The 6,998-nt window shown below is 59.3% G+C and carries 13 protein-coding genes and 1 pseudogene; all 14 read left to right on the top strand.

Features of this window, described 5'->3' with window-relative positions; translation table 11 throughout:
- Positions 1-151: pseudogene (gene tuf / locus VEV40_RS12645) on the top strand (elongation factor Tu); the annotation flags it as partial.
- A gap of 60 nt (positions 152-211) precedes the next feature.
- Positions 212-529, top strand: coding sequence for a 30S ribosomal protein S10 (rpsJ, locus tag VEV40_RS12640; protein ID WP_050059838.1), 318 nt, complete (start codon positions 212-214; stop codon positions 527-529).
- Between the two features lie 108 nt (positions 530-637).
- Positions 638-1,387 carry a 50S ribosomal protein L3 gene (gene rplC / locus VEV40_RS12635; RefSeq protein ID WP_324832768.1) on the top strand — a complete coding sequence of 250 codons (750 nt, stop codon included), beginning with the start codon at positions 638-640 and terminating at the stop codon, positions 1,385-1,387.
- A gap of 93 nt (positions 1,388-1,480) precedes the next feature.
- Positions 1,481-2,149, top strand: coding sequence for a 50S ribosomal protein L4 (rplD, locus tag VEV40_RS12630; protein ID WP_324832767.1), 669 nt, complete (start codon positions 1,481-1,483; stop codon positions 2,147-2,149).
- Positions 2,149-2,442, top strand: coding sequence for a 50S ribosomal protein L23 (locus VEV40_RS12625; protein WP_324832766.1), 294 nt, complete (start codon positions 2,149-2,151; stop codon positions 2,440-2,442). The genes rplD and VEV40_RS12625 overlap by 1 nt, the downstream gene beginning before the upstream one ends.
- 102 nt (positions 2,443-2,544) lie before the next feature.
- The gene (gene rplB / locus VEV40_RS12620) at positions 2,545-3,369 is read left to right on the top strand and encodes a 50S ribosomal protein L2 (protein ID WP_324832765.1); all 825 of its coding nucleotides are present in this window, start codon (positions 2,545-2,547) and stop codon (positions 3,367-3,369) included.
- A gap of 18 nt (positions 3,370-3,387) precedes the next feature.
- Positions 3,388-3,675 (top strand): 30S ribosomal protein S19, encoded by a 288-nt coding sequence (rpsS, locus tag VEV40_RS12615; RefSeq protein ID WP_324832764.1) that lies wholly within the window; start codon positions 3,388-3,390, stop codon positions 3,673-3,675.
- A 47-nt stretch (positions 3,676-3,722) separates the two neighbouring features.
- Positions 3,723-4,244 (top strand): 50S ribosomal protein L22, encoded by a 522-nt coding sequence (gene rplV / locus VEV40_RS12610; protein ID WP_324832763.1) that lies wholly within the window; start codon positions 3,723-3,725, stop codon positions 4,242-4,244.
- A gap of 15 nt (positions 4,245-4,259) precedes the next feature.
- Positions 4,260-4,931: a 30S ribosomal protein S3 gene (rpsC, locus tag VEV40_RS12605; RefSeq protein WP_324832761.1), complete on the top strand. Its 672-nt coding sequence runs from the start codon at positions 4,260-4,262 to the stop codon at positions 4,929-4,931.
- Between the two features lie 81 nt (positions 4,932-5,012).
- Positions 5,013-5,447: a 50S ribosomal protein L16 gene (rplP, locus tag VEV40_RS12600; protein WP_324832759.1), complete on the top strand. Its 435-nt coding sequence runs from the start codon at positions 5,013-5,015 to the stop codon at positions 5,445-5,447.
- A 63-nt stretch (positions 5,448-5,510) separates the two neighbouring features.
- The gene (rpmC, locus tag VEV40_RS12595) at positions 5,511-5,795 is read left to right on the top strand and encodes a 50S ribosomal protein L29 (protein ID WP_324832757.1); all 285 of its coding nucleotides are present in this window, start codon (positions 5,511-5,513) and stop codon (positions 5,793-5,795) included.
- 3 nt (positions 5,796-5,798) lie between these two features.
- The gene (gene rpsQ, locus VEV40_RS12590; protein WP_324832755.1) at positions 5,799-6,113 is read left to right on the top strand and encodes a 30S ribosomal protein S17; all 315 of its coding nucleotides are present in this window, start codon (positions 5,799-5,801) and stop codon (positions 6,111-6,113) included.
- Positions 6,114-6,161: 48 nt separating this feature from the next.
- A complete protein-coding gene (gene rplN, locus VEV40_RS12585; protein WP_158749676.1) occupies positions 6,162-6,533 on the top strand; it encodes a 50S ribosomal protein L14 in 372 nt (123 codons plus the stop codon).
- 28 nt (positions 6,534-6,561) lie between these two features.
- Positions 6,562-6,888, top strand: a complete 327-nt coding sequence (gene rplX / locus VEV40_RS12580) for a 50S ribosomal protein L24 (protein ID WP_324832754.1) — start codon at positions 6,562-6,564, stop codon at positions 6,886-6,888.
- Positions 6,889-6,998 lie beyond the last annotated feature (110 nt).

Here is a 6,998-nt window from a genome sequence, read left to right as displayed (position 1 = left end):
GGAAGGCACGGAGATGGTGATGCCTGGGGACAACATTTCGCTGGAGATCGACCTGCACACGCCGGTGGCGATGGAGAAGGGCTTGCGGTTTGCGATTCGCGAAGGCGGACGCACGGTGGGCGCTGGAACCATTACCGAGATCCTGCAGTAGACGAAGCGAGTTAGGCGAGCTGGCGCTAAAGCTGCCAGCTCGCAGAAAGATTGAAACGAGATGGTTGGACAGAGAATTCGCATTCGGCTTAAGGCTTATGACTACCGGGTGCTCGACACTTCGACGGGCGAGATTGTAGACACCGCGAAGCGTACGGGTGCACAGGTAGCAGGGCCGATTCCGTTGCCGACAGTGAAGAACAAGTATTGCGTGCTGCGTTCGCCGCACGTCGACAAGAAATCACGCGAAGCCTTCGAGATTCGAACGCACAAGCGGCTGATTGACATTCTCGAGCCGACCCAGCAGACGGTCGATGCTCTGATGAAGCTCGATCTTCCAGCCGGCGTGGATGTCGAGATCAAGGCGTTCGAAAAATAGGGACTAGCCATCCAGGCAATTGCGCCTTGCGGCGCTTGAGAGTTACGGCTAGACAACAAGCCTTCAGTGGCTGCGGAAAGTGCGCAGACATGATGGGGAGAGAAGACGATGGCAGTTACAGGGATTTTAGGCAAGAAGATCGGTATGACGCAGGTGTTCGATGAGAGAGGTGAAGTCCACCCCATCACCGTCCTGCAGGCCGGTCCTTGCGTGGTTACGCAGCTCAAGACGGCTGCGAAAGACGGCTACGACGCAGCCCAGATTGGCCTGGTCGAATTCGTGAAGGCTTCAAAAGTGACCAAGCCGCAGGCTGGCCACTTCGCCAAGAACAACGTTCCTCCGGTGAAACTGGTGAAGGAAGTTCCGGTGGAGCTGGCTGCCGCGAAGAAGTCGGAAGAGGGAGAAGCCGCTTCGAATGGCGTGAAGGCCGGCGACAAGGTTCTGGTCGACATCTTCACGGATGAGAAATACGTAGACGTAGTGGGCACGAGCAAGGGCCGTGGTTTTGCCGGCGTAGTTCGCCGCCACGCGTTCGGCGGCGGTCCCAAGTCGCACGGACACATGTTCCAGGTGCAGGGCTCGATCGGCGCATCGTCGTTCCCGTCGCGTGTTTTCCCCGGGCAGCGTATGCCGGGACACATGGGCGTAGATCGGGTTACGGTCCGCAACCTGCGCATTCGCGGAATCGACATTGAAGAGAACCTGATTATGGTCGAGGGTGCGGTACCGGGTCCTCGCGATGGATATGTGCTGATCTCGAAGGCGAAGGCCCCGCCGCGTGAGCGTCGCGGATTCGCGGGTGGCGGCACGGTCGATCCTCTGAAGGCTTCGAAGAAGGCTTCGGCGAAGAAGAAATAGGACTGCGCGTTCAGCGGCACGCGGCCTGATGGCCGCCTGATTAGCAAGACGCTTAGAGCCGGAACAATGGTTCCGGGCTTGAAAGAGAAAACGATGGCAAACATTGACGTATTCGATCTCGGTGGACAGAAGGTTGGCTCCTTGGAGCTGGCTGACGAAGTCTTTGCCCCGAGCGAGGTAAATGAGGCGCTTCTGTGGGAAGCAGTGAAGCATTATCGCGCTTCGCTGCGCCAGGGAACGGCTGCGACCAAAAATCGCAAGCTGGTTTCCGGCTCGGGCAAGAAGCTCTGGAAGCAGAAGGGCACGGGCCGCGCGCGTATCGGTTCGGTGCGCTCGCCTCTGTGGCGACATGGCGGCACGGTCCACGGACCGCAGCCCCGCTCCTATGACTATGCCTTCCCCAAGAAGAAGCTGCTGGGTGCGTTGCGCTCGGCGCTGGCGGCAAAGCTGCAGGACGGCAAGCTGACGGTTGTCGAGAGCTTTGAGTTGAAAGAGCCCAAGACCAAGCTGTACCGTCAGGCGCTCAACAAGCTTGAAGCCAAGAAGACAGTCCTGCTGGTTGAGAACAGCAAGGAGTTGAGCCCGAATGTGGTCCTCGGCGCGCGCAACCTCAAGGGCGTCGAGCTGATGCTGAACAACGAAGTGCATCCGTACGATCTGCTGCGCTACGAGCGCGCGATCTTCTCGCGGCCCGCACTCGAACAGCTCCAGGCAGACCTCAAGAAGACGGTTTCAAAGCGTAGAAAGGCGCAGGTGGCCTAATGCCGACAACATATTCAGTCATTCGCCGCCCGCTGATCACCGAAAAGGGACTGGGCGTTAAAGAGACCGAGGGCACGCTGGTTTTTGAAGTAGCCGCGAAGGCGACCAAGACCGAAGTAAAGCAGGCGGTCGAGGCGCTCTTCAAGGTGAAGGTATCCGCTGTGCGCACGGCCAACGTTGCCGGTAAAGAGCGCCGCCGCGGAAAATTTGCCGGGTTCCGTCCCGACTGGAAAAAGGCGTATGTGCGCCTGAAGTCGGGCGAGAAGATGCCGGATTACGTGAACAACCTGTAGTCGGAAGAACGACGCAGGTTACGAAGTTTGATTGCTGCTCAGGAAAAAGCTATCTGAGCAAACGCCGGCTGAAGTGAGCCGGCGGCGAGAGAGAAGAAAACGATGCCGATCAAGACATACAGACCGATCACGCCAACGCTGCGGTTTCAGACCTCGCTGGTGAATGACGACATCACGACGGACAAGCCGTACAAGCCGCTGCTCCAGATCAAGCAGCGCACCGGCGGACGCCGCAACTCGGGCGACCTGACTATCCGTCACCACGGCGGCGGCCACAAACAGAAGCTGCGTTTGATCGATTTCAAGCGCAACAAGTACGGTGTGCCGGGCAAGGTGGCGACGATTGAATATGATCCGAACCGGTCCTCCCGAATTGCCTTAATCAGCTATGCGGACGGCGAGAAGCGCTACATCCTGCAGCCGGTTGGCCTGAAGGTTGGACAGACGGTGATGAGCGGTCCTGAGGCCGACATCCTCGTCGGCAACGCGCTGCCGCTTAAAAACATTCCTGCCGGCACGACGGTGCACAATGTCGAGCTTCGTCCGGGCAAGGGCGCGCAGATGGTACGCTCGGCCGGTTCTTCGGCTCAGCTGGTGGCCAAGGAAGGCGACTACGCGCTGCTGAAGCTGCCTTCCGGCGAAACCCGCAAGGTGCTGGTAGATTGCATGGCGACGATTGGCCAGGTGGGCAACACTGATCACGAAAATGTGACCATCGGCAAGGCCGGGCGCAATCGCTGGAAGGGCATTCGCCCGACCAACCGCGGCGTCTCGATGAACCCGGTCGATCACCCGCACGGCGGCGGTGAGGGTAAAACTTCAGGTGGACGTCATCCGGTGACCCCATGGGGCCAGCCGACACGCGGCTACAAGACGCGCAACAACAAGCGGACCGACGCATTCATCGTCAGCCGCCGCAGCAAGTAAGGATTACGAGGTTTATTGATGGCACGGTCGACGAAAAAAGGCCCGTTTATTGATACGCACCTGACGGTGAAGATTGATGCGCTGAACCAGGCGAACGACAAGAAGGTCGTCCGCACCTGGTCGCGCCGCTCGACGATCCACCCCGACTTTGTCGGGCACACGATCGCGGTGCACAACGGCAAGAAGTTTGTGCCGGTGTATGTGACGGAAAACATGGTGGGGCATAAGCTGGGCGAGTTTGCCGCGACGCGCACGTTCAAGGGCCACTCGGCCAAGGCCGCGGAAACGACGGCGAAGCCCAAGTAAAGGGTTTCGGCAGGAAATTGGAATTAGAGAAGGTTTGAGGCAAGCCAATGCAATTGGACACACGGGAATTTCGGGCTGAAGCGCGGTTTCAGCGGGTATCGCCGCAGAAGGCGCGGCTGGTGCTCGATCTGATCAAGGGCCGCAGGGTGGAAGAGGCGCTGAACAAGGTCGCCTTCACCAAGAAGGCAGTCGCTCCGATGGTCGAGAAGGTGCTGCGCTCGGCGCTTGAGAACGCCAATTATCTGAGCCAGGAGCAGGGACTGGACGTCGACGTGGACAACCTCTACGTCAAGAGCGCCATCGCCAACGAAGGCCCGCGCATGAAGCGTATCCGCCCGGCTCCGATGGGCCGTGCGTACCGCTATCAGCGCCGCCTCGCTCATATTGTGATTTCAGTGGCGGAGCGCAAGCAGGAAGGTCTGGTCCAGACAGTAGACGCCGAGGCGTCCGCTGCAGCGAAGCCAGCCAAGAAGAAGGCGCCTGCGAAGAAGGCCGCAGCCAAGAAGACTGCGACAAAGAAAACGGCAGCGAAGAAGTCGCCTGCCAAGAAGGCTGCGAAGAAGAAGTAGGAATTAGAGGGAACTATGGGACAGAAAGTCCATCCTTACGGATTTCGGATCGGTATCAACAAGCCGTGGCGCTCGCGCTGGTTTACGGAGCGCGATTACGACAAGCTGCTGGTTGAAGACGTCAAGCTGAAGAGCGAGCTCAAGGACAAGCTGAAGGCCGCCGGCGTCAGCTCGGTCGAGGTCGAGCGTCCGGGCAACAAGCTGCGGATCATCATCCGCACTGCGCGTCCGGGCATCATCATCGGCCGCAAGGGCGCCGAGATCGAGAAGCTCAAGGTTGAATTGCAGAAGCGCACCAACCGCGACGTCTTCATCGACATTCTCGAAGTCAACAAGCCGGAGCTTGATGCCCAGCTGGTGGCCGAGAACATCGCGCTGCAGCTTGAGAAGCGTGTCGGTTTCCGCCGCGCGATGCGCAAGTCCGTCGATTCGGCGCTGCGCTTCGGCTGCAAGGGAATCAAGGTCCGCGTCTCGGGCCGCCTGAACGGCAACGAAATCGCGCGTTCCGAATGGTATCTGCAGGGCCGTCTGCCGCTGCACACGCTGCGCGCGGACATCGACTACGGCTTTGCCGAAGCGCGCACGACGTATGGCGTGATCGGCGTGAAGGCGTGGATCTATCGCGGCGACATTTATCAGCAGAGACGGCGCGAGCCGCAGGCTGCGGTGGGCACGTCCGTATTCTAGGGCACAGGGCGCAGGGCACAGGGCACAGAAAAAACTGGGACCTGAGCGCTGAGACCTGAGAACTGATTAGAGGGTTTCATTATGTTGATGCCAAAGAAGGTCAAGTATCGCAAGCAGCAGAAGGGCAAGATGCGCGGCAAGGCGTGGCGCGGCTCTGAGCTGTCATTCGGCGACTACGGCCTCAAGGTCATGGAGTGCGGTTATATTACCGACCGCCAGATCGAGGCCAGCCGTATTGCCATGACGCGCTTCATCAAGCGCGGCGGCAAGGTGTGGCTGCGCATCTTCCCGGACAAGCCGGTCACCAAGAAGCCGGCCGAAGTTCGAATGGGGTCCGGCAAGGGGCCGCTCGATCACTGGTCTGCGGTTGTGCGCCCGGGCAAGATCCTGTTCGAGATGGAAGGCGTAGCGCCGGAGATCGCACAGGAAGCCATGCGTTTGGCTTCAAACAAGCTGCCGCTGAAGACGCGCTTTGTGCAGCGCCACAACGTGAAGGCAGTCGTGGCGGCGAAGTAACAGATTTCAGGGAGACTCGGCTTACCGTAAGCCGCTGTCCCGGAGAGAAGACGAAGAGAAGAGATGGAACTCGATAAGATTCGCAACCTGGGCGACAACGAGCTGCGCGTTGAGGAGCAGAAAGCGGCGGAGCAGTTGTTTCGCTTGCGCTTCCAGATGAAGCTCGGCCAGAACGAAGGCGTAAAGAAGCTGCGCGGCCTGAAGAAGGACATCGCGCGCATCAAGACGATTACGCGTGAGCGCGAGCTGAAGCTGCACGGCGAAGCTCCAAAGGCGGAGCCTGCGGCACCGGAGAAGAAGGCCGCCAAGGCAAAGAAGAAGACCACGAAGAAGAAGGAGGCTCGCTAAGTCATGGCAGATGTAAAGAGCGAAGCCACAGTAGAATCGCGCCGCAACGAGAAGGTCGGCCAGGTCGTTTCGACCAAGATGCAGAAGACCATCGTGGTGGAAGTGGAGATGCGCAAGGCGCATCCGAAGTACAAGCGCATCGTGAAGAGCAGCAAGAAGTTCTATGCGCATGACGAGCAGAACTCGGCGCGCGTGGGCGACATGGTCCGCATCCGCGAGACGCGTCCGTTGAGCAAGCTGAAGCGCTGGCAACTGGAAGAGATTGTCCGCCGCTCCGCGCTGGCGCAGGTCGAGGAAGCAGCAGCGGTCGCTCAATAAGCGCCGCTTTTGTAGAGTCCGGCGGTAGACCGGGAAGGAGATAACACGATGGCAGTGCAGATGAGAACCATGCTTGAGGTAGCCGACAACTCCGGCGCGCGCAAGCTGCAAATGATTCTGCCGCTGGGTGGCGCAAGCGGCAAGAAGGCCGGTCTTGGCGATGTCATCACAGCTGCGGTGAAGGAGGCCTCGCCCGACGGCCAGGTGAAGAAGGGCAAAGTGGTGAAGGCCGTGGTAGTTCGCACGCGCAAGGAGACGCGCCGCCGCGACGGGACCTACATCCGCTTCGATTCGAATGCCGCGGTGCTGATCAACGAAGCCGGCGAGCCGGTGGGAACACGCGTTTTTGGCCCGGTTGCTCGCGAGTTGCGCGAGAAGAAGTTTTTGAAAATTGTTTCGCTGGCCCCTGAAGTTCTTTAAACAGGCCGGCAGGTAAAAAGGGAATTCTATGAGTTTGAACATACAGCGCAATGACACGGTGGAAGTGATCGCAGGCAGCGACAAGGGCAAGCGTGGCCGCGTGCTGCGCGTCCTGGCCGATGAGAACCGTTTGCTGGTAGAGCATGTGCGGGTGGTCAAGAAGAACCTCCGTCCGAATCCTCAGCGGAACATCCAGGGCGGCATCGCCGAGCAGGAAGCTCCGGTGCACATCTCTAATGTGTTGCTGGTCTGCCCCGACTGCGGGCCGACACGCATCGGACACAAGTTTGAAGGCGACACGAAAGTCCGCGTCTGCAGGAAGTGCGGACAGACGCTCGCGCCGAAGAAGAAATAGCTTTTAGCCGCTAGCTTCTAGCTTTTAGCTGAACAAGCGGCAAGAAAAGAGCTAATAGCTAGCGGCTAGAAGCTAGCGGCTCAAACTGAACACCCTCCGAAACGGTACAC

Source organism: Alloacidobacterium sp. (genome assembly GCF_035631355.1).
GTDB lineage: Bacteria > Acidobacteriota > Terriglobia > Terriglobales > Acidobacteriaceae > Alloacidobacterium.
Note: the sequence above shows the minus strand (reverse complement) of the source record. Positions and strands in the feature narration are given on the sequence as shown.

What these genes read in the sequence shown, in the direction of transcription:
- VEV40_RS12625 (WP_324832766.1), top strand. Translation starts at nt 2,149, where the DNA reads ATGCCGACAACATATTCAGTCATTCGCCGCCCGCTGATCACCGAAAAG.
- rplP (WP_324832759.1), top strand. Translation starts at nt 5,013, where the DNA reads ATGTTGATGCCAAAGAAGGTCAAGTATCGCAAGCAGCAGAAGGGCAAG.
- rplV (WP_324832763.1), top strand. Translation starts at nt 3,723, where the DNA reads ATGCAATTGGACACACGGGAATTTCGGGCTGAAGCGCGGTTTCAGCGG.
- rplB (WP_324832765.1), top strand. Translation starts at nt 2,545, where the DNA reads ATGCCGATCAAGACATACAGACCGATCACGCCAACGCTGCGGTTTCAG.
- rplN (WP_158749676.1), top strand. Translation starts at nt 6,162, where the DNA reads ATGGCAGTGCAGATGAGAACCATGCTTGAGGTAGCCGACAACTCCGGC.
- rpmC (WP_324832757.1), top strand. Translation starts at nt 5,511, where the DNA reads ATGGAACTCGATAAGATTCGCAACCTGGGCGACAACGAGCTGCGCGTT.
- rpsS (WP_324832764.1), top strand. Translation starts at nt 3,388, where the DNA reads ATGGCACGGTCGACGAAAAAAGGCCCGTTTATTGATACGCACCTGACG.
- rplX (WP_324832754.1), top strand. Translation starts at nt 6,562, where the DNA reads ATGAGTTTGAACATACAGCGCAATGACACGGTGGAAGTGATCGCAGGC.
- rpsJ (WP_050059838.1), top strand. Translation starts at nt 212, where the DNA reads ATGGTTGGACAGAGAATTCGCATTCGGCTTAAGGCTTATGACTACCGG.
- rplD (WP_324832767.1), top strand. Translation starts at nt 1,481, where the DNA reads ATGGCAAACATTGACGTATTCGATCTCGGTGGACAGAAGGTTGGCTCC.
- rpsC (WP_324832761.1), top strand. Translation starts at nt 4,260, where the DNA reads ATGGGACAGAAAGTCCATCCTTACGGATTTCGGATCGGTATCAACAAG.
- rplC (WP_324832768.1), top strand. Translation starts at nt 638, where the DNA reads ATGGCAGTTACAGGGATTTTAGGCAAGAAGATCGGTATGACGCAGGTG.
- rpsQ (WP_324832755.1), top strand. Translation starts at nt 5,799, where the DNA reads ATGGCAGATGTAAAGAGCGAAGCCACAGTAGAATCGCGCCGCAACGAG.